The 24304-nt window shown below is 59.2% G+C and carries 23 protein-coding genes; 16 read left to right on the forward strand and 7 right to left on the reverse strand.

Annotation, left to right across the window (positions count from 1 at the left end; all coding sequences use genetic code 11):
• The first annotated feature begins 161 nt into the window (after positions 1-161).
• Positions 162-302, forward strand: a complete 141-nt coding sequence (sra, locus tag BHE81_RS06905) for a stationary-phase-induced ribosome-associated protein (RefSeq protein ID WP_004143727.1) — start codon at positions 162-164, stop codon at positions 300-302.
• On the opposite strand, the gene BHE81_RS28120 is transcribed toward sra, so the two are convergent.
• On the reverse strand, positions 299-427 hold the full coding sequence (locus tag BHE81_RS28120) for a hypothetical protein (RefSeq protein ID WP_002906122.1): 129 nt from the start codon (positions 425-427) through the stop codon (positions 299-301). The genes sra and BHE81_RS28120 overlap by 4 nt on opposite strands.
• 56 nt (positions 428-483) lie before the next feature.
• Here BHE81_RS28120 and BHE81_RS06910 point away from each other — a divergent pair, with 56 nt between their 5' ends.
• The 4 genes from BHE81_RS06910 (at position 484) to BHE81_RS06925 (ending at position 5821) form a co-directional block, all read left to right on the forward strand.
• Entirely contained in the window at positions 484-2181 is a 1698-nt protein-coding gene (locus tag BHE81_RS06910; protein ID WP_002906125.1) for an NAD-dependent malic enzyme, read from the forward strand.
• 183 nt (positions 2182-2364) lie between these two features.
• Positions 2365-3060 carry a hypothetical protein gene (locus BHE81_RS06915; protein WP_032737809.1) on the forward strand — a complete coding sequence of 232 codons (696 nt, stop codon included), beginning with the start codon at positions 2365-2367 and terminating at the stop codon, positions 3058-3060.
• On the forward strand, positions 3057-3743 hold the full coding sequence (locus tag BHE81_RS06920) for a hypothetical protein (protein ID WP_004200032.1): 687 nt from the start codon (positions 3057-3059) through the stop codon (positions 3741-3743). Before BHE81_RS06915 ends, BHE81_RS06920 begins: the two co-directional genes overlap by 4 nt.
• 362 nt (positions 3744-4105) lie before the next feature.
• On the forward strand, positions 4106-5821 hold the full coding sequence (locus BHE81_RS06925) for an ABC-F family ATP-binding cassette domain-containing protein (RefSeq protein ID WP_032428292.1): 1716 nt from the start codon (positions 4106-4108) through the stop codon (positions 5819-5821).
• A 36-nt stretch (positions 5822-5857) separates the two neighbouring features.
• Here the strand turns inward: BHE81_RS06925 and BHE81_RS29105 are convergent, their stop codons facing one another.
• On the reverse strand, positions 5858-6811 hold the full coding sequence (locus BHE81_RS29105; RefSeq protein ID WP_004176019.1) for a bifunctional helix-turn-helix transcriptional regulator/GNAT family N-acetyltransferase: 954 nt from the start codon (positions 6809-6811) through the stop codon (positions 5858-5860).
• Positions 6812-6984: 173 nt separating this feature from the next.
• Positions 6985-7584 carry an inorganic diphosphatase gene (locus BHE81_RS06935; protein ID WP_002906218.1) on the reverse strand — a complete coding sequence of 200 codons (600 nt, stop codon included), beginning with the start codon at positions 7582-7584 and terminating at the stop codon, positions 6985-6987.
• Positions 7585-7836: 252 nt separating this feature from the next.
• Between BHE81_RS06935 and adhP the strand changes: the two genes are divergently transcribed.
• The 7 genes from adhP to BHE81_RS06970 all read left to right on the forward strand — a co-directional run bounded on the left by adhP (position 7837) and on the right by BHE81_RS06970 (position 16139).
• Positions 7837-8847: an alcohol dehydrogenase AdhP gene (gene adhP, locus BHE81_RS06940; protein WP_002906221.1), complete on the forward strand. Its 1011-nt coding sequence runs from the start codon at positions 7837-7839 to the stop codon at positions 8845-8847.
• 169 nt (positions 8848-9016) lie between these two features.
• Complete coding sequence (locus tag BHE81_RS06945) at positions 9017-10639, forward strand: TIGR04028 family ABC transporter substrate-binding protein (protein ID WP_002906226.1); 1623 nt, start codon at positions 9017-9019, stop codon at positions 10637-10639.
• Positions 10640-10649: 10 nt separating this feature from the next.
• Positions 10650-11594 (forward strand): ABC transporter permease, encoded by a 945-nt coding sequence (locus tag BHE81_RS06950; protein WP_023280140.1) that lies wholly within the window; start codon positions 10650-10652, stop codon positions 11592-11594.
• Positions 11591-12439 carry an ABC transporter permease gene (locus BHE81_RS06955; protein WP_020324770.1) on the forward strand — a complete coding sequence of 283 codons (849 nt, stop codon included), beginning with the start codon at positions 11591-11593 and terminating at the stop codon, positions 12437-12439. Before BHE81_RS06950 ends, BHE81_RS06955 begins: the two co-directional genes overlap by 4 nt.
• Positions 12436-14052 (forward strand): dipeptide ABC transporter ATP-binding protein, encoded by a 1617-nt coding sequence (locus BHE81_RS06960; RefSeq protein WP_021440201.1) that lies wholly within the window; start codon positions 12436-12438, stop codon positions 14050-14052. Before BHE81_RS06955 ends, BHE81_RS06960 begins: the two co-directional genes overlap by 4 nt.
• Positions 14052-15038 carry a putative FMN-dependent luciferase-like monooxygenase gene (locus BHE81_RS06965; RefSeq protein ID WP_004184178.1) on the forward strand — a complete coding sequence of 329 codons (987 nt, stop codon included), beginning with the start codon at positions 14052-14054 and terminating at the stop codon, positions 15036-15038. The genes BHE81_RS06960 and BHE81_RS06965 overlap by 1 nt, the downstream gene beginning before the upstream one ends.
• Positions 15039-15047: 9 nt before the next feature.
• Positions 15048-16139: an alkylhydroperoxidase domain protein gene (locus BHE81_RS06970; RefSeq protein ID WP_020802157.1), complete on the forward strand. Its 1092-nt coding sequence runs from the start codon at positions 15048-15050 to the stop codon at positions 16137-16139.
• Between the two features lie 6 nt (positions 16140-16145).
• Here the strand turns inward: BHE81_RS06970 and araJ are convergent, their stop codons facing one another.
• Positions 16146-17300, reverse strand: a complete 1155-nt coding sequence (gene araJ, locus BHE81_RS06975; RefSeq protein WP_004180082.1) for an MFS transporter AraJ — start codon at positions 17298-17300, stop codon at positions 16146-16148.
• A 264-nt stretch (positions 17301-17564) separates the two neighbouring features.
• Here araJ and BHE81_RS06980 point away from each other — a divergent pair, with 264 nt between their 5' ends.
• The 4 genes from BHE81_RS06980 (at position 17565) to BHE81_RS29110 (ending at position 19467) form a co-directional block, all read left to right on the forward strand.
• Positions 17565-18005: a VOC family protein gene (locus BHE81_RS06980; RefSeq protein WP_021440202.1), complete on the forward strand. Its 441-nt coding sequence runs from the start codon at positions 17565-17567 to the stop codon at positions 18003-18005.
• Positions 18006-18072: 67 nt separating this feature from the next.
• Entirely contained in the window at positions 18073-18891 is an 819-nt protein-coding gene (gene ppk2 / locus BHE81_RS06985; RefSeq protein WP_004180084.1) for a polyphosphate kinase 2, read from the forward strand.
• A gap of 178 nt (positions 18892-19069) precedes the next feature.
• Positions 19070-19255, forward strand: a complete 186-nt coding sequence (locus BHE81_RS06990; RefSeq protein WP_004175994.1) for a hypothetical protein — start codon at positions 19070-19072, stop codon at positions 19253-19255.
• 65 nt (positions 19256-19320) lie between these two features.
• The gene (locus BHE81_RS29110; protein WP_228958389.1) at positions 19321-19467 is read left to right on the forward strand and encodes a CcdB family protein; all 147 of its coding nucleotides are present in this window, start codon (positions 19321-19323) and stop codon (positions 19465-19467) included.
• A gap of 162 nt (positions 19468-19629) precedes the next feature.
• Here the strand turns inward: BHE81_RS29110 and fdnI are convergent, their stop codons facing one another.
• Genes fdnI through fdnG form a run of 3 tightly spaced genes read right to left on the reverse strand, consistent with a single transcriptional unit; the run spans position 19630 to position 24222 of the window.
• Positions 19630-20286, reverse strand: a complete 657-nt coding sequence (fdnI, locus tag BHE81_RS07000) for a formate dehydrogenase-N subunit gamma (RefSeq protein ID WP_002906457.1) — start codon at positions 20284-20286, stop codon at positions 19630-19632.
• Positions 20279-21163, reverse strand: a complete 885-nt coding sequence (gene fdxH / locus BHE81_RS07005; RefSeq protein ID WP_004143747.1) for a formate dehydrogenase subunit beta — start codon at positions 21161-21163, stop codon at positions 20279-20281. The genes fdnI and fdxH overlap by 8 nt, the downstream gene beginning before the upstream one ends.
• Positions 21164-21174: 11 nt before the next feature.
• Positions 21175-24222, reverse strand: coding sequence for a formate dehydrogenase-N subunit alpha (gene fdnG, locus BHE81_RS07010; RefSeq protein WP_102082997.1), 3048 nt, complete (start codon positions 24220-24222; stop codon positions 21175-21177).
• Positions 24223-24304: the final 82 nt, after the last annotated feature.

Consider the following 24304-nt stretch of genomic DNA (forward strand, 5'->3'; position numbering starts at 1 on the left):
GGAGGACTGTTCTTAATCTGGCTCCCCAGGGTTGCTATTACCGAGAAAATGGACCACCCTACCTGTGGCCGCACAAAAAACGCGCGGCCGACTTTGGGTTACATTTCATCCGGTCATTACCGGGTTTGCCCTTGAAACCAGAACAGGATAAAGGAGTCAGAATGAAATCGAACCATCAGGCACGTCATCTTCTCGGTCTGAACTATAAGCTTTCCCGGCAGAAAAAAGTGGTGCTGGAAGGCGATGAAGAAACCACCATTAACCACATCCATGCTACCGGCCGCAAACGCCGCGGTGGTTAATTTTCAGCCTGAGTGATGATAAACAACACCGTCCTGTTGCCAGGATGGTGTTTTTTTATGGCAATTGACTGCTTGTTTACCCGCTTGAAGACCTTCTGCTCTATACTCTGCCCGCTGCTTTCCACCCGCCCTTCGCTTATCGCCGCGCCGGGACTGTGGTCATGATCAAGGAGTTAGTGCGATGCAATTTACCCATAAGAAAAACCGTTCCCTGTACATCCCCTACGCGGGTCCCGTTCTGCTTGAATTCCCCCTGCTCAACAAGGGAAGCGCCTTCAGTATGGAAGAGCGCAGCAATTTCAATCTGCTCGGCCTGCTGCCGGAAGTGGTTGAAACTATCGAAGAGCAAGCGGAACGCGCCTGGATCCAGTATCAGGGATTCAAAACTGAAATCGACAAACATATTTATCTGCGTAACATCCAGGACACCAACGAAACCCTGTTTTATCGCCTGATCGGCAACCACCTTGAAGAGATGATGCCGGTTATCTATACCCCGACGGTAGGCGCGGCCTGCGAACGGTTCTCCGAGATCTATCGTCGCGCCCGCGGCGTCTTTATCTCCTACCAGAATCGCCATAACCTTGACGACATCCTGCAAAACGTCCCGAACCACAACGTGAAAGTGATTGTGGTCACCGATGGCGAGCGCATTCTCGGCCTCGGCGACCAGGGGATCGGCGGAATGGGGATCCCGATCGGTAAACTGTCGCTGTATACCACCTGCGGCGGCATCAGCCCGGCTTACACCCTGCCTATCGTGCTGGACGTCGGAACAAACAATCAGCAGCTGCTCGACGATCCGCTGTATATGGGCTGGCGCCATCCACGCATTACCGACGACGAGTACTATCAGTTCGTTGACGACGTGATCCAGGCGATTAAGGCCCGTTGGCCGGACGTGCTGCTGCAGTTTGAAGATTTTGCGCAAAAGAACGCCATGCCGCTGCTCAACCGCTACCGCAATGAAATCTGCTCGTTTAACGACGATATTCAGGGCACCGCGGCGGTGACCGTCGGGACGCTGATCGCCGCCAGCCGCGGCGCCGGTAGCCAGCTGAGCGAGCAAAAAATCGTCTTTCTCGGCGCGGGTTCGGCCGGCTGCGGTATCGCTGAACAAATTATCGCCCAGATCGTCCGCGAAGGACTCAGTGAAGAAGAGGCCCGCCAGCGCGTGTTTATGGTTGACCGCTTCGGCCTGTTAACCGACGGCATGCCTAATCTGCTACCGTTCCAGAACAAGCTGGTGCAAAAGCGTGAGCAGCTGCAGAGCTGGGATACCACCAGCGAGGCGCTGTCCCTGCTGGACGTAGTGCGCAACGTGAAGCCGAACATCCTGATCGGCGTCTCGGGTCAGCCGGGACTGTTCACGGAAGAGATTATCCGCGAGATGCACAAGCACTGCCCGCGGCCGATCGTGATGCCGCTCTCCAACCCAACCTCACGGGTGGAAGCGACGCCGCAGAATATCCTGAGCTGGACCGACGGCGAGGCGCTGGTCGCCACCGGCAGCCCATTCTCCCCGGTTACCGTGAAAGGCAAGCAGTATCCCATCGCCCAGTGCAATAACTCCTATATCTTCCCGGGTATTGGACTGGGGGTGATCGCCTCCGGCGCGTCGCGGGTCACCGACGAGATGCTGATGGCTGCCAGCGAAACCCTGGCGCAGCACTCGCCGCTGGTCAACAACGGCGAAGGTCCGGTGCTGCCGGAGCTGAAGGATATCCAGACCGTCTCACGGGCGATTGCCTTCGCGGTGGGTAAGGTGGCCCAGGAGCAAGGCGTGGCGGTGAAAACCTCCGCCGAAGCGCTGCTGCAAGCGATCAGCGATAATTTCTGGCTACCGGAATATCGCAATTATCGCCGCACCTCGATTTAATCGCTGTCACCGGGTCGAAATAGCGGCCCGGTTATTAATAACGTCAGAATAATACCTCCCGCCACAGAAACATCTTTTTCGCCCATATTCATTCATCGTAAAAATATAAAACGGATAGCATTTGCCGCGCGCCCTCCGCTGTGCAAAATAGTTGTTTCTCACCCCCTCACAACGGAATGTGAAATGCTAAAATTAACCCCTGGCGCGAATAAAGTGAATGCGATTCTGATCCGTATTGTCTTGTTTCTTATCGGCGGTATCGCCATCATGACCGGAATGTGCCTCTTCAGCGGTGATATGTGGATGCTCACCCCGCGGGCGGAACAGTATCAGCCCGCCACCGGCGATCTGGTGGATGTCGTCATCTATGAACCGAGTAAATTTTTCTTCGCCCTGCTCTACGTGTTTATTATTACCCTGGTCTGGCTGTTGGCGGTACGTAACATTCCCTGGCGGCCGATACAGCATCCTATATTACCGCTGATGGTACTGATTGCCGCCGGGATAGTTATTTTCCTCCATCCGGAGGTCACCCCGGGTCGGGATGCCAGTATTCAGTACGGTAAACACAATACCTATTATGCGTCCATATTCTGGATGAAAACCCGGTCAGGTAGTCATTCCGCTAAGCAATCAAAATATGAAACCTTTGTTGAAGCGAAAGATCCCCGCTGGCTTATCGACAGAAACAATCTTCGCCGCGCCTGGCGCTGTGAAGTGCAGCGGCATACCCAGTTTTACACCCTGTCATTCAATGAGGGCTGGTTCCCGAACGGCGATCCGCAGGTCCTTGCCAACCAGTGTAGTCAGATTGCCGATCTGGATACGGTCTCTGAAGACGAGCTGCTTGTCACTAAAACCATCAGGAGCCGTAAATGAGCCAGCAAAAAATGGTTTTGCAGCCGATATTACGCCTCTGGCTGGGGCTGTTTAGCGGACTGTTGCTGGTGAGCGCCATCAGCGCCTTTCACGGTGAGTACTGGTATTTCGGCGATAAGCAGGCGTTTTACGCGGCGAAAGCCGGCGAGGTTTCGGTGCATGAACTCTATACGCCGGCGAAAATCCTCTTTGCTTTTATCGTCAGCACGATCCCGCCGCTGCTGTGGCTGCTGCTGGTTAACCGTCGGGCGCCGCGGCTGCTGACCCACACTCTCCCATCGGTGTTACTCCTGCTGGCGGGTTTGCTGTTTTTCTTCCTGAGACCCGACGTGATTCCCGGCGGGGAAACCCCTGTCTATCGCTACGGCGAGCGGGAGCGCTACTACCAGACGATACGCTGGCAGAAACCGGAGCCTGGCGCGTGGCGGGGTACCCGCTCTGAGTACAACGTGTATATCGAATATCGTGATCCCAGGGGATATCGCAAAGTCGACAATATTAAAAACGCCTATACCTGTGAAACCCACCGGGAGTCTCGCTTTTTTACCTTAACGACCGAAGAGGATTGGTATCCGGATTCGTATCCGAATATTCTCGAGGCTCCCTGCCAGGCGATAAAGGATCCCCAGGCGATGACGGAATATACCCGCGACCACGCCCGCTGGTTTCCCATTACGTTTTAGCAAACACACTAGCCTTCTGCGCCAACAATATCTCGCCGGTAATGGCACTGAACACGAAAACTGGTGGGTATCGGCCCCCTGCCAGTTTTGTCACTGGCGCGCTTTCCCTTTCCCCACTACACTGCCATCACCCATCAACTTACTGAATAAAAAAGGAGGCCCCCCATGCTGTATTGTGAAATGTTTATTGTTTCACATGCCTTAGGCAATTGCGCCAGCTCAAGCGTTATCGGTATCGTGCTGCGATAACTATGGCTTGAGCGAAGACCCTTCACGCAATCCCTTCTCTCCGGCTTACCGGGTTATCGTCAGCGAGTTTTGACGAGGCATTTGCATGCCTGTAACTCTTGAGTAAGTTGACTATGAGTACATTACTAACTGCCCATGCGCTCCACGTGGAGACGGCTTTTGGGCCGCTGTTTAACTCCCTCTCCTTCACCCTGAAGAAAGGCGACCGGATCGGTCTCATCGGCCATAATGGTTGCGGCAAAAGCACCCTGCTGCAGGTGCTGGACGGCACCCTCGCGCCCACCTCGGGCAGCGTCTCGCTCGCCGGTCAGTGTCTGATGGCCCGCGTTGAACAGCATCTGCCGGAGGCGCTGCATACGCAGTCGCTGCTGCAGGCGGTGCTGGCCCCATTACCCGCCGACGCGCGGGAAGCACAGCGCTGGCTGGCCGAGCGCCTGCTGGCGCAGATGGGCTTTACCCCGGCGGTGATGGAGCAGCAGACCGCCACCCTGAGCGGCGGCCAGCACACGCGTCTGCTGCTGGCCCGGGCGCTGATCCGCCAGCCTGATCTGCTCTTGTTGGATGAGCCGGGCAACCATCTCGATCTGCCCACCCTGCTGTGGCTGGAAAGCTTCCTGCAAACCTGGCAGGGGAGCTTCGTACTGGTGTCACACGACAACACCTTACTGGATGCTGTAACTAATGCGAGTTGGATCCTCCGTGACCAGACGCTACATTGCTTCGCCTTGCCCTGCAGCGCTGCCCGTCAGGCACTGCAGGAGCAGGATGAAAGCGCCGCGTTACGTCATAAGGCGGAGCAAAAAGAGATCGACCGGGTCAGCGCCAGCGCCCGGCGGCTGGCCACCTGGGGTCGGGTCTATGACAATGAAGATCTCGCCCGCAAAGCCAAACAGATGGAGAAGCAGGTCGCCCGCCTGAAAGACGAGCAGACCGAGCTCAGCGTCGGCCCGCCGTGGCGCCTGGTGTTACAGGGGGACGCCCTGCCGGCCGACCGCCTTTTGGAGATGGACACCCTTCCCGTCTCGCCCGCGCCGGGTCAGCCATCCCTCTTCACCACCGGCGTGGCGCGCCTGCGCAGCGGCGATCGCGTGGCCATCATGGGACGTAATGGCGGCGGCAAATCGTCCCTGCTGCGCCTGCTGTGGCAGCAGATGAACAACGCATCGCCTCTCCCGGGGCTGCGCCTGCATCCCCGGTTGCACCCCGGCTACTATGACCAGACGCTGGCGCAGTTGCCGAACGAGGCCAGCCTGCTCGAGGCCCTGACGCCGTTTGCCCCGTCGGCGGACACCCGTAAACGGGCGCTGATCGCCGCCGGGTTTGGCTGGGCGAGACATAGCCAGAAGGTCAGCACCCTCAGCGGCGGCGAGCGATCGCGGCTGCTGTTCGTTGGCCTGTCGCTGGCGCGCTACAGTCTGCTGCTGCTGGATGAACCCACCAACCATCTTGATATGGAGGGTAAAGCGGCGCTGGCGCAGACGCTGCGCGATTACCCCGGCGGCGTGCTGCTGGTCAGTCATGACCGCCAGCTGATTAGCGAAAGCTGTAACCGCTTCTGGCTGATTGACAGCGCCGGGCTAACGGAGTGGCACAGCCTGGAGGAGGTCTATGCCCGTCTGCAGGCCGTGGCGCCCGCCCCGGACAGTCGGCTCGCTTTGCAGAGTACACCCGCCGGGGCTGACGATGATGAGGAGGCGCTGCTGGCGCGGCTGATTGACCTGGAGCAGTGGCTGGCTGACGACATGGCCCGCAAGCCAAAACATCAAAAGCCGTCACTGCAGGCACAGTGGCAAGAGGAGATTGCCCGCCTGCTTAACCAACTGACGTAATCTCCATGTCCCCCCACCGGCTAAGGCGCCACGCCCTTAGCCGGTGTTTCCGGACCGGGTAAATTGCTGCTCGGTCATTACCTTTCCCCACTGCTCCCCCTGCCATTCTCGGATTAACGTGAAGCCAAAGGATTCATACAGTTTGCGGGCCGCGTCCAGCCCTTTAAAGGTCCACAGCTGCACCGCGCTAAACTGGCGACTATCGCAGAAAGCCATCGCCTCGCTGAGGAGCCGCCTGCCAATGCCGCTTCCCCGGCAGCTGTCATCGAGAATGAACCAGCGCAAATGCGCCTCCTGCTGGCCGAGGTCCTCGCCATCGATAGCCAGCGAGCCGACGATTTTCCCTTCGCGGATCGCCAGCCAGATCTGGTTGGCCGGGGAGGAGAGCCGGGTGGCAAATTCCGCTACGCCGCTGGCGACCTTGCCTTCAAAAAAAGCGCCAAAGTCATGATGACGGGCGTAATACTCCCCGTGCATCTGGGCTATCCGGCCGATCATCCCCGGCTGGTAGCCGGTCATCAGCGAAATTTGCGGAGCCGTATCCGCGAGCGCGCTATCCCGACACTGCGCCAGCGCCCGGGCATAGGCCGCCAGTCCAGTGGCGACAGTTTGCTGCTGCGTCTCATCCAGATGGTCTAACGCCTCCACCACCTGACGGGTACCCCAGGCGTTAATTTTCGCCACAGTATCGTGCCCCTTTGCCGTCAGGGCGAGTGATTTCGCGCGCGCATCCTCCGCGCAAGGACGCTCCTCCAGCTCACCGGCCGCCAGCAGACGAGAGACCATCCGGCTGACGCTTGATTTTTCCAGTCCCAGCAACGTGACCAGCTGCGCGGCCGTCATCTCCCCCCTCATCGATACCTCAAGCAGGGTGTGCACCGCCGAAGGTGAATAATGGGTGGCGGCCAGCGTGGTGCTCATAAAGCCCAGCTCGCGCACCATTAACCGCGAGGCGGTACGAATCTGTTGGATTAAGGGGGTATCAGGCATGGCGGCGGGTTCAGAAAATGAAATGGTTGTACAATACAACCATCGCCTTCATCCTGCGTCAAGATGCAATATGGTGGGATAGCGTTGTCGTGTGACGTGTGACGTGTGATTTTGCCGCCATAGGGATCGTGAAAGCGAATGCCGCGGGCGCCGGACAGCGCCCGCGATGAATATTATTGCGGGTTCTTCGCCTTCCAAGCCTCCCAGGCCGATTTGATCTCCTGCTTCGCGGCCGCGGCGTCATTAAAGCCGGCCAGCTCGACCTTTTTACGCCCCTCCGGCAGTTCTTTATAGACCCGGAAGAAGGCCTCCAGCCGCTGCTGTTCTATTTTCGGCAGATCGGAGATGGTCTTGATGTCGTCGTAGGTCGGGTCAATTTTACTGGCCGGTACGGCGATGATTTTGTCGTCTTTCTCACCGCCGTCTATCATCTTCAGCACACCAATTGCCCGCAGCTTAATCAGCGTGCCCGGGGCCATCGGCGCGCGGGTATAAAACACCACGTCCAGCGGGTCGCCATCCCCGGCCAGCGACTGGGTCAGCGAGCCGTAGTTCGCCGGGTAGGCCACCGGCATCGACTGAAAGCGGTCGGCGACGATAAACCCCGTTTTAGCATCGGTTTCGTACTTAATGATCCCGCCCGTCGGGATCTCAGTGACGGCGTAAAATTCTTCCGGGTTGTTTTCCGGCTGGGGAAATTCCAGCACATTGTGGGCCTGGGCGGCGGCGGACAAAAGCAGACCGGCGGTGAGGATGGTTTTTACCAGATGCATTGTTGTATCACTCTGTTGTTATAAGAAATTGATGCGCAAAACAATAGATTCGAGTGATGACAAAAACATGACCATTCAGCGTCAATATTATTACCTACTAAATATAGCGATATTGTCTGAATTTTGTGCTATCTCTGTAGCAAAAAGCCACATTCTGTACTAAGCGCCTTGTATTTTACCACTCAGCGTCTAATCCTTATTGGGTACTATTGCATTAATTAAGTTAATCAATTCCCCCACAAGGAGACAGGCATGAAGGCAGCTGTTGTTACCCACGACCATCAGGTTAACGTCACGGAAAAAACGCTGCGCCCGCTGGAATACGGCGAAGCGCTGTTGAAAATGGAATGCTGCGGCGTGTGTCATACTGACCTGCACGTGAAAAACGGCGATTTTGGCGATAAAACCGGCGTCATTCTCGGCCATGAAGGGATCGGGGTGGTACAAAAAGTCGGCCCGGGCGTCACCTCCCTGAAGCCGGGCGACCGCGCCAGCGTGGCGTGGTTCTTCGAAGGCTGCGGCCACTGCGATTACTGTAACAGCGGCAACGAGACGCTCTGCCGCTCGGTGAAAAACGCCGGCTATACCGTCGATGGCGGCATGGCGGAAGAGTGCATCGTCACCGCCAACTACGCGGTAAAAGTTCCGGACGGCCTCGACTCCGCCGCCGCCAGCAGCATCACCTGCGCGGGCGTCACCACCTACAAAGCGGTCAAGGTCTCCCACATCAAACCGGGCCAGTGGATCGCCATCTACGGCCTCGGCGGGCTGGGTAACCTCGCGCTGCAGTATGCGAAGAATGTGTTTAACGCCAAAGTGATCGCTATCGACGTCAACGACGGACAGCTGGAGCTGGCGGCCTCGATGGGCGCCGACCTGACCATCAACTCCCGCAATGAAGATGCGGCGAAAGTGATTCAGGAAAAAACCGGCGGCGCCCACGCTGCGGTAGTAACCGCGGTGGCTAAAGCGGCCTTTAACTCGGCGGTGGATGCCGTTCGCGCCGGTGGCCGCGTGGTTGCGGTGGGCCTGCCGCCGGAGGCGATGAGCCTCGATATTCCGCGTCTGGTGCTGGACGGCATCGAAGTGGTCGGTTCGCTGGTCGGCACCCGTCAGGATCTGGTGGAAGCCTTCCAGTTTGCCGCCGAAGGCAAAGTGGTGCCGAAAGTCACCCTGCGTCCGCTGGAAGATATCAACGCTATCTTCAAAGAGATGGAGCAAGGTCAGATCCGCGGCCGTATGGTTATCGATCTGCGTAGCTAATCACCCGCGCCTCTCCCGTCCGGGAGAGGCGATCCCCCTGGCACGTCCTCTCGCTTCCCAACCCGGGAAGTAAATGCAATTTCCGCAAATGCTTAGCGCAATTCCTTGGTTCCTTTGTTTTTAGCCGCGCCCGATGATGGCAACACAATAGATAACAAAGGAATTCACCATGCATCGTCATTTTCGCCTGCCCGCGCTGGCCGCGCTGTTTCTCACCGGCGCCTTTTCCGTCTGGGCCGCCGACACGCCGGTTAAAGGCGGCACCTTAATTTATCTGGAGCAGCAACCGCACACCAATCTCTATCCGCCCGCCGGCGGCTTTTACCCGAATGGCGGGATTCTCAATCAGATAACCGACAAGCTCACCTGGCAGAACCCGAAAACGCTGGAGATTGAGCCGTGGATCGCCGAGAGCTGGACCAGCAATGCCGATAAAACCGAGTACACCTTCCACCTGCGCAAAGGAGTCACTTTCTCAGATGGCACACCGCTGGACGCCGCCGCCGTCGCCAAAAACTTCGATACCTATGGTCTGGGAGATAAAGCCCATCGTCTGCCCGTCTCGGAGGTCATCAATAACTACCAGCGCAGCGAAGTGATCGACCCGCTGACGGTAAAATTCTACTTCAACAAGCCGTCGCCGGGCTTCCTGCAGGGAACCGCCACCATCGGCTCCGGTCTGGTATCTCTCAGCACCCTGCAGCGTAATTTTGAAGAGCTGGGCGATGCCCGACATATTATCGGCTCCGGCCCCTTCGTCGTGCAGGATGAAAAACCAGGCCGCGAGCTGACGCTGGTGGCGCGCAAGGATTACCAGTGGGGGCCGAAAAACATTGCCCAGCAGGGGCCCGCTAACCTCGACGGCATCACCTATATTGTGACGCCGGAAGACAGCGTGCGTATCGGCGCGCTGCTGGCAGGTCAGGCGGGCTTTATTCGCCAGGTGCAGGCCTACGATGAAAAGCAGGCTACCGATCAGGGATTTAAGATCTACGCTGCCCCTACCCGCGGGGTCAACGACAGCCTGAGCTTCCGCCCGGATAACCCACTGGTCGCTGACCTGCGGGTGCGTCAGGCCCTGCTCCATGCCACCAACGCCAGGCAGGTGGTGGAGACGCTGTTCTCCGCTAACTACCCGCAAGCCACCTCCGTGCTGGCCAGCTCTGCCGCCGGCTATGTCAATCTCAGCGATAAACTCACCTTCGACCAGGCCAAAGCCCGGCAGTTGCTGGATGACGCCGGCTGGAAGCCCGCCGCCGACGGTATTCGCAGCAAAGACGGTCAGCGGCTGGCGCTGACCGTCTATGAGTCGCTGCCGCAGCCGCAAAATAAGGAAGTGCTGCAGCTGATCGCCCAGCAGTGGCGCCAGGTGGGTGTGGCGTTGACGGTCAAAGCCGGGGATGCCGGTAGCCGTACGCTGGATAACCTCGACCCGCAGAAAACCCCGCTCACCGTCTCAGAAGTGGGCCGCGCCGACCCGGATGTGGTGAAAAGTATGTTCTTCCCCAACAACCGCGATGCGCTGCTGCAGAAAGGCGGCTCCAGCGATAAAGTGCAGCGCTTCCGCGATGATAAGCTCAATGACCTGCTGACCGGCATCTCCGCGGCGGTAGAGCCGCAGCAGCGCTTGCAGTTAACCGGTGACGCCCAGCGCTATCTGATCGATAACGCCTATGTGATCCCTATTTTCGAAGAGCCGCAGGTGTTCGCCGGCGCGCCGTGGGTCAAAGGCGTCAGCTTCGAGGCCGTCGGTCGTCCGTCGTTCTACGGCGCGTGGCTGGACAAGCACTAAGAGGCCGGTTATGAGCGCTTATCTTCTGCGACGATTCGGCCAGGGGCTGCTGGTCCTGTGGGCGGCCTTTACCCTCACCTTTTTCCTGCTGCAGGTCCTGCCGGGGGATGCGGTGCTGATCAAGTTTCAGAACCCGGACCTTGGCCTGAGCCCGGCGCAAATTGCGGAGATGCGACTGGCCTACGGCGCCGATAGCCCGCTGTGGCGCCAGTACCTGCACACACTGCTGGCGATGCTGCACGGCGACTTCGGCTATTCCCTGCAGGCGGGTCTGGCGGTCAGCAGTCTGATTGCCAGCAACCTGCCGGATACCTTAAGCCTCGCGCTGCCGGCCTTCCTGCTGGCGGTGGCGCTGGCGTTCGCCCTCACTTTCGCCTCGCGGCTGCCGGGGCTGCGCTGGCTGAGCAATTTTCTGCAGTCGCTACCGGTGCTGTTTATCTCTCTACCTACCTTTTGGTTGGGTATCGCCCTGATCCAGCTCTTCTCGTTTCAGTTGCGCTGGATCCCGGTGATCAACCCCGGCCCACTGGAAGGACTGATTTTACCGGTTATCGCCGTCGCACTGCCCATTTCCGCCCCACTGGCGCAGATCCTGATGCGCAGCATGGATCAGGTGGCGGTTCAGCCCTTCGTCGCGGTCGCCCGCGCCAAGGGCATGAGCGAAACGGGCGTCCTCTGGCGCCATGTGATGGGGAATGCCCTGCTGCCGGCGCTGAATATTGCCGGGCTGCTGCTCGGCGAACTGATTGCCGGGGCGCTGATCACCGAGACCGTCTTCGGCCGCAGCGGCCTCGGCCAGCTGACCCAGCAGGCGGTCAATAACCAGGATATCGCCGTACTACAGGCGGTGGTGATGATCTCCGCCCTCGGTTTCGTCCTGATCAACCTGCTGGTCGACCTGGTCATGCCGCGACTGGACCCCCGACTCCATTTACAGACCGGAGGTGCGAAATGAGCCTGGTCGACTATACCATCGCGGTTCGCCGCCGCCCGGAGTGGCGTAGAGTGCGCCTGCAGCCTGGCCTGTGGCTGGCGTGGGCGGTGATGATCGCCGCCCTGTTAATGGCCATTGCCCCACAGTGGTTTACCTCCTCTAACCCGCTGGAGGGGATCCCCGGCGCTCAGCGCCTGGCGCCGCAGGCGCACTACTGGCTGGGTACCGACCAGCTGGGGCGCGACCTGTGGACGCGGGTGGTTTACGGCGCGGTGCATTCCCTGTCGGCGGCGCTGATCGCCGTCGCCATCGGCCTGGTGGTGGGTACCGCCCTTGGCACCCTCGCCGGGGCGCTGGCCGGACGCGTGGAATCCACCATCATGCGCCTGGTCGATGTCCTGCTGGCCATCCCCTCCCTGCTGCTGCAGCTCACGGTGATTATTCTGCTGGGTTTCGGCACGGTAAATGCGGCGGTGGCGGTTGGCGTCGCGGCTATCGCCAGCTTCGCGCGCCTGGCGCGAGCAGAAGTGGTGCGCGTGCGCCACAGCGATTACGTCGAGGCGGCCCGGGGCAGCGGCGGCACTTTTTTCGCCGTCTTCTGGCGCCATATTCTGCCCAACTCGCTCACTGCGGTGCTTGCTTTCGCGACGCTGCAGTTCGGTCAGGCGATGTTGGCCCTGGCCACCCTCAGCTTCCTCGGCTACGGCACTCCGCCGCCGGTCCCGGAGTGGGGACTACTGATCGCCGAAGGTCGCAATTACCTGTCAACCGCCTGGTGGCTGACCACCTTCCCCGGCCTCGCCGTGGTCGCCGTGGTCCTTGCCGCCAATCGTCTTAGCCGCCAGTGGAGTGGAGTACGCCCATGACCGTTCTGTCCGTTGAAGATCTGCGCATCAGCTACCGCTCGCGGGGCGAATGGCGCGAGGTGGTGCACAACATCAGCTTTTCCATCCAGCGCGGCGAAATGCTGGCCTTCGTCGGAGAATCCGGCTCGGGGAAAACCACCACCGCGCAGGCCATTATCGGCCTGCTGGCGGATAATGCCCGCCGGGATGCCGGGCGGATTGTCCTCAATGGCGAAGTGATTAGCGACTGGTCGGCAAAACGCCTGAACCGCCTGCGCGGAGTGAGCATCAGCCTGGTCCCGCAGGATCCCGGTAATTCGCTCAACCCGGTAAAAACCATTGGTCAGCAGGTGGAAGAGATCCTGCGGCTGCATCAGTCCCTCTCCGCCGCTGAGCGCCGACAGCAGGCCCTTAACCTGCTCGCTAAAGTCGGTCTCAGCCACCCGGAACAGCGTTTTGACCAGTATCCGCATCAGCTGTCTGGCGGGATGAAACAGCGGGTGCTGATAGCCATCGCCATTGCCCTGCAGCCGGATCTGATTATTGCTGACGAGCCCACCAGCGCCCTCGACGTCACGGTGCAGAAGCGCATTCTCGACCTGCTCGATATCCTGCGTCGCGAGTCGGGTACCGCCGTGCTGTTTGTCACCCACGATCTGGCGCTGGCCGCCGAACGCGCCGACCGGATCATGGTGTTTCGCCAGGGAGAGATTCAGGAACAAGGCGCCACCGAGGCGATTGTCCAGCGTCCGCAGCATCCTTACACCCGCCAGCTGCTCCACGACCTGCAGGATGCGCCGTTGAGGCTAACGGCGGCGTGTCACCGGCCGCTGGCCACGCCGGCCATTCGCGTGGAGGGGATCAGCAAACGCTTCTCGCTGGGCAAACAGGCGCTGCAGGCGCTCGACAGCGTCAGCTTTGAGGTCAGACGCGGCAGCACCCATGCGCTGGTGGGCGAATCCGGCTCCGGGAAAACCACCCTGGCGCGGATCCTGCTGGGCTTTGAGCGCGCCGACGCCGGACAGGTCACCATCGACGGTATTGACGCCGGGCATCTCAGCCGCGAGGCACAGCGTCAGCTGCGGCGCAAGATCCAGTTTGTCTACCAGAACCCCTTCGCTTCGCTCGACCCGCGCCAGACGCTGTTTGCGATTATCGAAGAGCCGTTAAAAAACTTTGAGCGCCTCAGCGCGGCGACGCGTCGCCAGCGTGTGGAGAGCGTTGCCGCCCGGGTGGCCCTGGCCCCCGAGCTGCTGTCGCGTACGCCGCGGGAGCTTTCCGGCGGCCAGCGCCAGCGGGTGGCGATTGCCCGGGCGCTGATCCTCGAGCCGGCGATACTGGTCCTTGACGAAGCGACTTCGGCGCTCGACGTCACCGTTCAGGCGCAGATCCTCGCCCTGCTGCAGCAGCTACAGCAGCAGCTGGGTCTGAGCTACCTGTTCATTACCCACGATCTGGCGACGGTCAGGCGGATCGCCGACAGCGTCACGGTGCTGCGCGCCGGCCAGGTGGTGGAGCATGGCGACGTAAACCGCCTGTTCGCCGCCCCGCAGCAGGCCTACACCCGCGAACTGATCGCCGCCATTCCACAGGTTTCCTCCCGCTTAGCACAGGCCCACACGGAGAACGCATAATGCCTAAACGCCTCGGTTTTTTTACCCGTCTGCTCGATCAGGGCTCCGCGCAAACGCGCTACCGGCTGGCGGCCGAACAGATCCGCCACGCGGAGCGTTTGGGCTTCGACAGCGCATGGATTGCCCAGCACCATTTTCATGAACAGGAAGGCGGCCTGCCTTCACCGCTGGTGTTTCTCGCCCACGTCGCGGCACAGACCGACCGGATCCGCCTCGGTACGGCGATTATCACCTTGCCGATGGAAAATCCGCTGCGCGTCGCCGAAGACGCAGCGGTACTGGATTTACTCACCGACGGACGTCTGGAGGTGGGGTTTGGCTCAGGCGGCACGCCAACCTCGTTTCTGCCCTTCGGCCTGACCAGCGAGCAGCGCGGGGCGGCGTTTGCCGACCATCTGCACCTGATCCATAGCGCCTGGCGCGGCGACACGCTGAGCCACCCGGATAACCGTCTCTATCCGCCGGCGCCGCAGCTGGCGGAGCGTATCTGGATCGCCACCTTCTCGGCGGAGGGCGCTATCCGCGCCGGTCAGGCGGGACACGGGTTGATGCTGTCCCGCACTCAGCCACGGCCGTCCGGCGAGCCACGCCTGCCGCTGGACGCCATTCAGAACCCGATCATCGACGCCTACCTGGCGGCGCTGCCGGACGGCGTTGCACCGCGGATCCTCGCCTCGCGCACCGCCTTCGTCGCCGACAGTCACGCCCACGCCCTGCAGGTCGCCGAGCCCGGTCTGCGCAAGCAGGCGACACAGCACCGGGCGGCGGGTCATACGATAGAAGGTGACAGTGTCACCGACTATCTACAACAGCTGGATGCCCACGTTGGCGATCCTGAGCATGTTATTGCCTCCCTGGCGCAGGACAGCGTGCTGGCCCGCGCCACCGATATTTCGTTTCAGGTGCACTCGGTCGAGCCTTCGCACAGGGATACGCTGCGTTCCATTGAGCTGATCGCTCAGCATATTGCCCCCCACATCAGATAAGGAGTCCCCATGACGCTGAGTCAGGATATTCTGGCAGAACTGGCGGAGATTACCCCCGGTTCCCCGCTTTATCAGGCGCGCGCCGTCCGCGATGCCGCCACCCGTCACGCCCAGGGAAGTTATGAAGTGCTGTTCCGCCAGCAGGACGCTGACTTTCCTCTTGATGAACGCTTCGCGGTGGCCGCGAAGGTGGCGAAACTGCACCAGGCGGACGCGCTGGCGGCGCACTATGCCGGTTTCGGCCTCGCCGATCCGACCACCGATCGTCTGGTCCCGGCGCTGGCCTTTGCCCGCTTGCTCACCTTCACCCCCGTTGAAGCCACTCCCGGCGCGCTGCACACCTTAACCAGCGCGGGCTGGAGCCTGCGGGGCATCGTCACCCTGGCGCAGCTGGTAGCCTTTGTCAGCTTCCAGAGCCGACTGCTGCTGGGCCTGCGGGCGCTCAACCATAAGCCCATCGTCAGCGCAGATACGCCGCTGGTCGCCGGATACTGGCATACCACCCCGTACGCGCAGAGCGGCAAAGCGGCCCCGGTTCGCTTCACCCGCGACGAGCTGCACTGGGAACCCTGGCTGGCCGATAAACCGCTGGCGGAATTCAACGCTGAAGAACAGGCGATTCTGGCCAAATATGGCCATAGCGACTCCCCCTACTTTCGCCTGCTGGCGCGCAACCAGCCGGTGCTGGAGCAGCGGACCCTGACCGATAAGGGCATTTTCTATACCGCGGGAGGATTGCCGCGCGCCGAACGCGAGCTGGCCGCCACGGTCGCCAGTAAAATCAACGGCTGTATTTACTGCGCCTCGGTGCATGCCCGCAAAGCGGCGCAGCTGGCGAAGGACGAGACCGCCGTCGACACGCTGCTGGCGGTGACGCCGGGAGAGGATCTGCGCGACGGGCAATCGCCGCGCTGGCAGGCGGAAATCGACGCCGCCGCCGCGCTATCGGTGACGCCACCCGCGTTAAACGCCGATCATCTGGCGGCGCTTGATGAGCAGGGCTTAGATACTCTGGCCCAGCTGGATCTGCTGCAGTCCGCGGCCTTTTTCGCCTGGGCCAACCGCCTGATGCTTACCTTGGGCGAACCCTGGCGTGAGTAGGCGTCGTTAGTAAGCTTGTCGCCGCTGATGACAGCCATAGATGAGCAAGGCGCTCATCGCCAGAAACGACAGCGCGGCGGCGGGGAGCGCCACGCTGTTCCAGCCAAAGCCCTGGGCGATCATCATTCCGCCGCAGAAGGCGCCGATGGCGCTGCCGAGGTTAAAGGCGATCTGTCCCCCGGCCGCCCCCAGCATCTCGCCGCCTTTGGCGTTCTGCAGCAGCAGGATCTGCAGCGGCGCTGACAGGGCGAATAGTCCCGCGCAGCAGAGAAACGCCAGCGCCAGCGAAGCGACTTTGTGTTCACCGAAGGCAAAGATCAGCAGCAGCGTCACGGCTATGACCCCGTCGGTCATGGCCGCAATGCGCAGCGGGCTGTAGCGCCCGGAAATTTTGCCGCTGAACAGATTGCCGACCACCATTCCCAGCCCCGCCAGCATCATAATCAGCATCATCTTGCTTTCAGCAAAGCCGGAGACGTTGAGCATAAAGGGCTTGATATAGCTGAACCAGGCAAACACGCCGGCGTTACCGAACATGGTGGCGGCGAAAATCAGCCACGGCGCCGGGGAGGCCAGAAAACGGAACTGCTCGCGCAGCCGCGTGCTGGCCCGGTCATAAAGCGTGGGCACCCAGCAGAAGATCGCCAGAAATACCGCCACGTTAAATACCGCGATAAGCGCAAAGGTATAGCGCCAGCTGAAGTGATGCCCAAGCCAGGTGCCGCCCGGGACGCCCACCAGGTTAGCGATCGTCATGCCGCCAATCATCCCCGCCACCGCGGCGGTCACCTTCCCCGGCGGCGCGATTTTCGACAGGATAATCGCGCCGACGCCAAAAAACGCCCCGTGGGGAAACCCGGAAACCAGCCGGCCAAGCGCCAGCATGGCGTAGCTACTGGAGAAGGTAAACAGAGTATTGCCGAGAATACACAGGCCAGCCAGGAACAGCATCACCGATTTCAGGGAAAACCGGCTGGAGAGCAGCGCCATGATCGGCGCGCCGATCACCACGCCGAAGGCATACCAGGCAATCATATTGCCGGCGGCGGGTATGGATATTCCGACATCGTGCGCCATATCCGGCAGCACGCCCATAATGCCAAACTCCGCCATGCCAAGTCCAAAGGTGCCCAGCGCCAGTGAAAAAATCGTTTTTTTCATACATCTTATAGGGATATTGAGAGCCGGCCGGCATTATTTACTATCCCGCCCCGACACACCAGCTAAAAACGCCCGACGACAGTTTCCTCCATACAACAGCCTGATTCGTTCATGTTCCCCAGCCGCGTGGCATACCGGCGGCGTGGTTTCGCAGTAACAATCCCCTATCAAAATCAGTGGGCTCAAAGAGATAAACACCTCATTGATCTCAAGTTAACTTGAGGTTGTAAAGTCAAAACATCGTTCACCTTGGGAGAATTATCCATGCATAGTGTTGATGTCGGTTTTACTCATGTCGCCTTTATCGTCCGCTGTCTGGCCAGCAGCATCGATTTTTATACCCGCTATACCGCGATGACCGTCATTCACCAGCGCGAGCCCGACCTCCCCTCGGCGCGGAAAGTGGCATGGCTCAGCGACCGCACCCGGCCTTTCGCCCTGGTGCTGGTGCAAAGTGACGATCCGGCCGATACGCCGCTGGGACCGTTCGGCCATCTCGGCGTCGCCTGCGCCACCCAGGCCGAGATCGATGAGAAAGTGGCCCTCGCACGGCGGGAAGGTGTTTTACGCCGGGAGCCGGAGCAGCTGGGCGATCCGGTGGGCTATTTCGCTTTCTTTGCCGACCCGGACGGTAACACCCTGGAGCTGTCGTGGGGGCAGCGGGTGGGACTGGAAGTCATCCTGGCGGGAAAACCCGGCGAATAATTTTCCACCGCCTCGCCGGGGGAGGATTACACTTCAAAGGGATACCTCGGCAACACGGAGCATGGCGATGGGCAACAAGAAAAGCGGTAATCCGGTCGACACGGCGGCAAAAATCGCGCCGCTCGACAACAAAGCGTACGAGAAAGCGCTGCGCAAACTCCACGTTGAGCTGGTGAAACTGCAGCGCTGGGTGGTACACAAAGGACTGAAAGTGTGCATTGTCTTTGAAGGCCGGGACGGCGCCGGGAAAGGCGGCACCATTAAGGCCATCACCGAGCGCGTCAGCCCGCGTATCTTCCGGGTCGTCGCCTTACCCTCGCCCACCGAGCGCGAAAAAAGCCAGCTTTACTTTCAGCGCTATATCAAGCATCTCCCGGCGGCCGGCGAAATCGTGATTTTCGATCGCAGCTGGTATAACCGCGCCGGCGTCGAACGGGTGATGGGCTTTTGTACGCCGGAGGAGGTGCAGAAGTTCCTCGACGGCGCGCCGATGGTGGAGCGCGGCATGGTCGAATCGGGCATTATTCTGCTCAAGTACTGGCTGGAGGTCTCTCCGCAGGAGCAGGAGCGCCGTCTGCGGGATCGCATCGACGACGGGCGTAAAATCTGGAAGCTCTCGCCGATGGACATTAAGTCTTTCAACCGCTGGGATGAATATACCGCTGCCCGCGACGCCATGTTCGCCGCCACCGATACCGCCTGGGCGCCGTGGTTCGTCGCCCGCTCGGAGGATAAAAAGCGCGTGCGTCTGAATATCATCACCCATCTGCTGTCGCAGATCCCCTATGAAGCTTTACCGGTGGAGCCTGTGACGCTGCCGAAGCGCAAAATTGGCAAAATGAAACAGACTAATTTTCCTTTCCGCTTCATTCCAGAGAAGTTTTGATTATTTCCCGTCGCGCTGGTTAATGCCAGCGCCAGGTTTATTACTATAACCATGAATATTTCAGGCTGTTACTTCCCTCTGGAAGCTGTCTCGCAAAATAAATATTAAACTTACTGCTGGTATTTATTTTTTAGTGGGTAAAGTAAATAATCACAGAACCAACCGCAAGGAGCCTATGATGAAAAGTAATACGCTACGTAAAAGACCCACTGACGTACCCGTCCAGAAGGCGTCAGAACAGCCAGGTAAGGATTTACGAGAAGCAGATAAACAGCGACAGCACAAGGAATTCATTGCCGCAATGAATGAATTTATTGCAAAAGGAGGCACTCTTACTGATGATGAATTTTTCAGGGTGCTATGATGCTTGAATAATTCAATGTTTATCGAAATTGTTCTGCTCAGACAAATAAAACCCTGCCATATTATATGATCGTGCAGAATGATTATTATGCAGACCTGGCCACGAGAGTCATTATTCCTTTAATGCGACCACAACAGTTACCACGCTGGCATCAGCATGCCGTACCAAGGATAAATATAGAATTGACAGCTTTTTACTTTGTACGCCAATGAGCAGTAACTTAATTAATAAACGGATCCCGCCACAGGATTTCGTCTGCAATCTGAGTCATGCGCGCCAGGGCGTTATCGATTCAATCGATACACTTATCACGAACTGCTGACTGCCGGGAACCCGCTCCGACATCTCCGGAGCGGGTTTCGCGCCGTGAAGGCTTACTTCATCCCTTCACGACTCTCTTTCATCGCTTCCAGGCGTTCGACATCGCGATACCAGCGCGGGTGGTGTTTCTTCGCCCAGCGGCGGCTCACCTTGCCTTCAATCATTCCCTTAATCGACCCCTTCACCCAGAACGCCATATACATATGGATAAGGATGGCGTGGATCAGAATGATGGCCGATGTTGCGTGAATCAGCAGGCTATAGCGAATCACCTGCATCGGGAAATATTCCGCAAAATATGGGCGCCAGATAATCACCCCGGTCACCAGCAGCACAAATATCATGCTCATGATGGTCCAGAACATCATCTTCTGCCCGGCGTTATACTTACCGACGCGCGCCACCTTATGCTCGTTGCCTTTCAGCACCTCGACGATGCCTTTCAGCCACGGAATATCCTGTTTATCAGGGATGTTATGGTGGACAAAGCGCACGAACATAAACATCAGCGCGACAAAAATCAGCACCCCAAAGAACGGGTGCAGAATACGCCCCATCTGCGGCGTGCCGAAGGTTTCCGTTAGCCACTGTAGCGTCGGAAAGAAGAACGATATTCCCGACAGCGCCACGAGGAAGAAACAGATAACCACCGTCCAGTGACAGGCGCGATCGATAAACGTTGTGCGCACAATCATCTTCGATTTACTCATCATGCTTCTCCTCGTCGTCGTCAACTTCCTTGTTCGGCCCGATACCGATGTAGTGGTAAATCAGCCCGGCGAAGGTGGCGATAAAGCCCGCCGCCGCCAGCGGTTTCAGCGCCCCCTTCCACAGACTGATACTGGTATCGATCTGCGGTTCCTTCGGCAGCTTGTGATACAGCTCCGGCTGGTCGGCATGATGCAGGACGTACATCACGTGGGTTCCGCCGACGCCCGGCGGGTTGTAAATCCCGGCGTTGGCATAACCGCGTTTTTTAAGCTTAGCCACCCGCTCCTCGGCCACCTCCAGCATCTCTTTCTTCGTACCGAAGTGGATAGCACCGGTAGGACAGGTTTTCACGCAGGCCGGCTCCTGGCCGACGCTGACCCGATCCACGCACAGGGTGCATTTATAGACCCGGTTATCCTCTTTATTGAGGCGCGGGACGTTAAACGGACACCCTGCAATGCAGTAGCCGCAGCCGATGCAGTTTTCCTGCTGGAAATCGACGATGCCGTTGGCGTACTGAATAATCGCCCCGGCGGATGGGCAGGCTTTCAGGCAGCCCGGCTCTGCGCAGTGCATACAGCCATCCTTGCGGATAAGCCACTCCAGTTTGCCGTTCTGTTCGGTCTCGCTAAAGCGCATTACCGTCCAGGATTTGGCGCTGAGATCCGCCGGGTTGTCGTACACCCCGACGCAGTGCCCCACGTCATCGCGGATGTCATTCCACTCGGAACAGGCCACCTGGCAGGCTTTACAGCCCACGCAGGAGGAGACATCGATAAGCTTGGCGACTTCCGCTTTATAGTCCCGCGCGCGCGGCGCGGGGGTGATCGGGTTGGTCGCGGAGCGTTTAATAATGTCTTGGGTTTCCATCGCCATTGAATCGCTCCTTACGCTTTCTCGATGTTGACCAGGAACGCCTTGTATTCCGGCGTTTGCGAGTTGGAATCGCCAACGTTAGGCGTCAGGGTGTTGGCGATGTAGCCTTTGCGGGCCACGCCTTCAAAACCCCAGTGCAGCGGGATCCCGACGGTCTCCACCTGCTGGCCGTTGACGTTCAGCGTGCGCAGTCGGCGGGTCACCACGGCAACCGCGCGAATGAAGCCGCGCTTGCTGCTGACTTTCACCCAATCGCCGTTAGCGATACCTTTGCTTTTCGCCAGCCCTTCGCTGATTTCGACAAACTGTTCCGGCTGCGCGATGGAATTGAGCAACGCATGCTTGGTCCAGGTGTGGAAATGCTCGGTCAGACGATAGGTGGTCCCGACATACGGGAATTTATCCTTCTTACCTAAGCGAATGGCGTCCTCTTCATACAACCGCACCACCGGGCTGGAGACCACTTTCGGGTGCAGCGGGTTGGTGCCAAGCGGGGTTTCCATCGGCTCGTAGTGCTCCGGGAACGGCCCTTCCGCCAGTTTATCGAGCGCAAACAGGCGACCCAGCCCCTCCTGCTGCATGATAAACGGCCCGGTGTTGCTCCCTGGCGGCGCGGTATTGAAGTCCGGAATATCATTCCCGACCCACTTGCTGCCGTTCCACTGGATCAGCATCCGCTTCGCATCCCAGGGCTTGCCGTTGATATCGGCCGAAGCGCGGTTGTACAGCACCCGACGATTGAGCGGCCACGCCCAGGCCCATCCCAGCGTATTGCCCAGGGCCGAAGGATCGGCGTTATCACGATTCGCCATCTGGTTACCCTGCTCGGTCCAGCTGCCGGTATAGATCCAGCAAGACGACGCGGTGCTGCCGTCATCGCGCAGCAGCGCGAAGCTATTGAGCAGTTGGCCTTTTTTCGCCAGCAGAGTGCCATTTTGATCGTAGAGATCCGCCAGCGCGTAGCCGTTGTTCTCTTTTGCCACTTCTTCCGATTCCGGATGGTCCGGCTGCTTGTAGCGCCAGCTCATCTTCAGCAGGGGTTCCGCGCCCTTCCCGCCTTCGGTGCGGTACAGTTCGCGCAGGCGATGGTAAATCCCGGCAAGGATTTCGCCATCATTGCGCGCTTCACCTGGGGCATCCTGACCTTTCCAGTGCCACTGCAGCCAGCGACCGGAGTTGGCGATCGAACCGTCCTCTTCGGCAAAGCAGGTCGACGGCAGACGGAAGACTTCGGTCTGAATCGCCGACGGGTCGACATCATTAGACTCGCCGTGGTTCTGCCAGAAGGTCGAGGTTTCGGTCACCAGCGGGTCGATAACCACCATATATTTCAGCTTGCTGAGGCTGCGAACCACTTTGTTTTTATCCGGGAAGGAGGCAACCGGGTTAAAGCCCTGGCAGATATAGCCGGTGACGTTGCCGTTATCCATCATATTGAAGTATTTGATAACGTCGTAAGCCTGGTCCCACTTCGGTAACCACTCAAAGCCCCAGTCGTTCTCTTTTTGCGCCGCCTCGCCGTAGAAGGATTTCATCAGGCTAACGAAGAATTTCGGGTAGTTGCTCCAGTAGTTCACCTGCTCGGGCAAGGTCGCCTTCGGCGTGTTGGCGCTGAGGTAGCTTTGCAGATCGGTCTGTTTGTCCGATGGCAGCGTCAAATAGCCCGGCAGACTGGTCGACAGCAGGCCCAAATCGGTCAGCCCCTGAATATTAGAGTGGCCGCGCAGGGCGTTGACGCCGCCGCCGGCCATCCCCATATTGCCGAGCAGCAGCTGGATCATCGCCATGGTGCGGATGTTCTGCGCGCCGACGGTGTGCTGCGTCCAGCCCAGGGCATACAGGAAGGTGGTGGTGCGGTCCGCGGCGCTGGTTGAGGCCAGCACATCGCACACTTTAAGGAAGTCCGCTTTCGGCGTACCGCAGATGTTTTCGACCACCTCGGGCGTGTAACGGGAAACGTGCTGCTTCAGCAGGTTCCACACGCAGCGCGGGTGGGTGAGCGTTTCATCGCGTTTGGCGTAGCCGTTTTCATCGAACTGGTAGTTCCAGGACGATTTATCGTACTGGCGTTTTTCCGCATCGTAGCCGCTGAACAGCCCCTCTTCGAAGGCAAAATCATCCCGCACCAGCAGGCTGGCATTGGTGTAATGCTTAACGTACTCGGCATTGATCTTATTGTTTTCGATCAGGTACAGCAGCACGCCCGACAGGAAGGTAATGTCGGTACCGGAACGAATCGGCGCATAGATATCGGCCACCGACGCGGTGCGCGTAAAGCGCGGGTCGACGACGATCAGCGTGGCGTCGTTATTGTTTTTCGCCTCCATCGCCCAGCGGAAACCCACCGGATGGGCTTCGGCGGCGTTACCGCCCATCACCACCACGACGTTGGCGTTTTTGATATCCACCCAGTGGTTGGTCATCGCACCGCGACCAAATGTTGGAGCAAGACTTGCTACCGTTGGTCCGTGTCAGACGCGCGCCTGGTTGTCTACCGCCAGCATACCCAGCGATCGCACAAATTTTTGCGTTAGCATGCCGGTCTCATTGCTTGCCGCCGAGGCGCACAGCATGCCGGTGGAAAGCCAGCGGTTAACCGTCACGCCCTGTTCATTCTTTTCAATAAAGTTGGCGTCGCGGTCGGCTTTCATCAGTCGGGCGATGCGGTTAAAGGCTTCATCCCAGGAGATGCGCTGCCATTTATCCGAGCCTGGGGCGCGGTATTGCGGATAACGCAGACGGTTTTCGCTGTGGACATAGTCCAGCAGGCCTGCCCCTTTCGGGCACAGCGCGCCGCGGCTCACCGGATGGTCCGGGTCCCCTTCGATATGGTAGATCGCTTCTTTGGCGTTTTTCGCACCGTCGCCGAGGCTATACATTAATAGCCCGCAGCCCACGGAGCAGTAAGTGCAGGTGTTGCGGATCTCTTTCGCACGCAGCAATTTGAAATTGCGTGCCTGAGCCAGCGCCATTTTAGGGGCAAAGCCCAGGGCGGCGGCGGTAGTTCCGGCCATACCGCCTGCGCAGATCTTAAAGAACTTTCTGCGGCTGACGTCCATTGCATTCCTCCATGCAGGATGTTGATTCATCGCGCGGAGGAAACTAACAGCAAAATCCCGGGAAAATTTGCGTCAAATCAAG

This window comes from Klebsiella sp. AqSCr, from assembly GCF_008452795.1.
Taxonomy (GTDB): domain Bacteria; phylum Pseudomonadota; class Gammaproteobacteria; order Enterobacterales; family Enterobacteriaceae; genus Klebsiella; species Klebsiella pneumoniae.

Excerpts from the sequence above, each read along its gene's own strand:
- BHE81_RS06915 (WP_032737809.1), top strand. The coding sequence starts at position 2,365 with ATGCTAAAATTAACCCCTGGCGCGAATAAAGTGAATGCGATTCTGATC.
- BHE81_RS06990 (WP_004175994.1), top strand. The coding sequence starts at position 19,070 with ATGAAAAGTAATACGCTACGTAAAAGACCCACTGACGTACCCGTCCAG.
- BHE81_RS06935 (WP_002906218.1), bottom strand. The coding sequence starts at position 7,584 with ATGCATCTGGTAAAAACCATCCTCACCGCCGGTCTGCTTTTGTCCGCC.
- BHE81_RS06960 (WP_021440201.1), top strand. The coding sequence starts at position 12,436 with ATGACCGTTCTGTCCGTTGAAGATCTGCGCATCAGCTACCGCTCGCGG.
- BHE81_RS06910 (WP_002906125.1), top strand. The coding sequence starts at position 484 with ATGCAATTTACCCATAAGAAAAACCGTTCCCTGTACATCCCCTACGCG.
- fdxH (WP_004143747.1), bottom strand. The coding sequence starts at position 21,163 with ATGGCGATGGAAACCCAAGACATTATTAAACGCTCCGCGACCAACCCG.
- fdnI (WP_002906457.1), bottom strand. The coding sequence starts at position 20,286 with ATGAGTAAATCGAAGATGATTGTGCGCACAACGTTTATCGATCGCGCC.
- BHE81_RS06970 (WP_020802157.1), top strand. The coding sequence starts at position 15,048 with ATGACGCTGAGTCAGGATATTCTGGCAGAACTGGCGGAGATTACCCCC.
- adhP (WP_002906221.1), top strand. The coding sequence starts at position 7,837 with ATGAAGGCAGCTGTTGTTACCCACGACCATCAGGTTAACGTCACGGAA.
- BHE81_RS06965 (WP_004184178.1), top strand. The coding sequence starts at position 14,052 with ATGCCTAAACGCCTCGGTTTTTTTACCCGTCTGCTCGATCAGGGCTCC.
- ppk2 (WP_004180084.1), top strand. The coding sequence starts at position 18,073 with ATGGGCAACAAGAAAAGCGGTAATCCGGTCGACACGGCGGCAAAAATC.
- BHE81_RS06920 (WP_004200032.1), top strand. The coding sequence starts at position 3,057 with ATGAGCCAGCAAAAAATGGTTTTGCAGCCGATATTACGCCTCTGGCTG.
- BHE81_RS06980 (WP_021440202.1), top strand. The coding sequence starts at position 17,565 with ATGCATAGTGTTGATGTCGGTTTTACTCATGTCGCCTTTATCGTCCGC.
- BHE81_RS06925 (WP_032428292.1), top strand. The coding sequence starts at position 4,106 with ATGAGTACATTACTAACTGCCCATGCGCTCCACGTGGAGACGGCTTTT.
- BHE81_RS06950 (WP_023280140.1), top strand. The coding sequence starts at position 10,650 with ATGAGCGCTTATCTTCTGCGACGATTCGGCCAGGGGCTGCTGGTCCTG.
- araJ (WP_004180082.1), bottom strand. The coding sequence starts at position 17,300 with ATGAAAAAAACGATTTTTTCACTGGCGCTGGGCACCTTTGGACTTGGC.
- sra (WP_004143727.1), top strand. The coding sequence starts at position 162 with ATGAAATCGAACCATCAGGCACGTCATCTTCTCGGTCTGAACTATAAG.
- BHE81_RS29105 (WP_004176019.1), bottom strand. The coding sequence starts at position 6,811 with ATGCCTGATACCCCCTTAATCCAACAGATTCGTACCGCCTCGCGGTTA.
- BHE81_RS29110 (WP_228958389.1), top strand. The coding sequence starts at position 19,321 with ATGATCGTGCAGAATGATTATTATGCAGACCTGGCCACGAGAGTCATT.
- BHE81_RS06945 (WP_002906226.1), top strand. The coding sequence starts at position 9,017 with ATGCATCGTCATTTTCGCCTGCCCGCGCTGGCCGCGCTGTTTCTCACC.
- BHE81_RS06955 (WP_020324770.1), top strand. The coding sequence starts at position 11,591 with ATGAGCCTGGTCGACTATACCATCGCGGTTCGCCGCCGCCCGGAGTGG.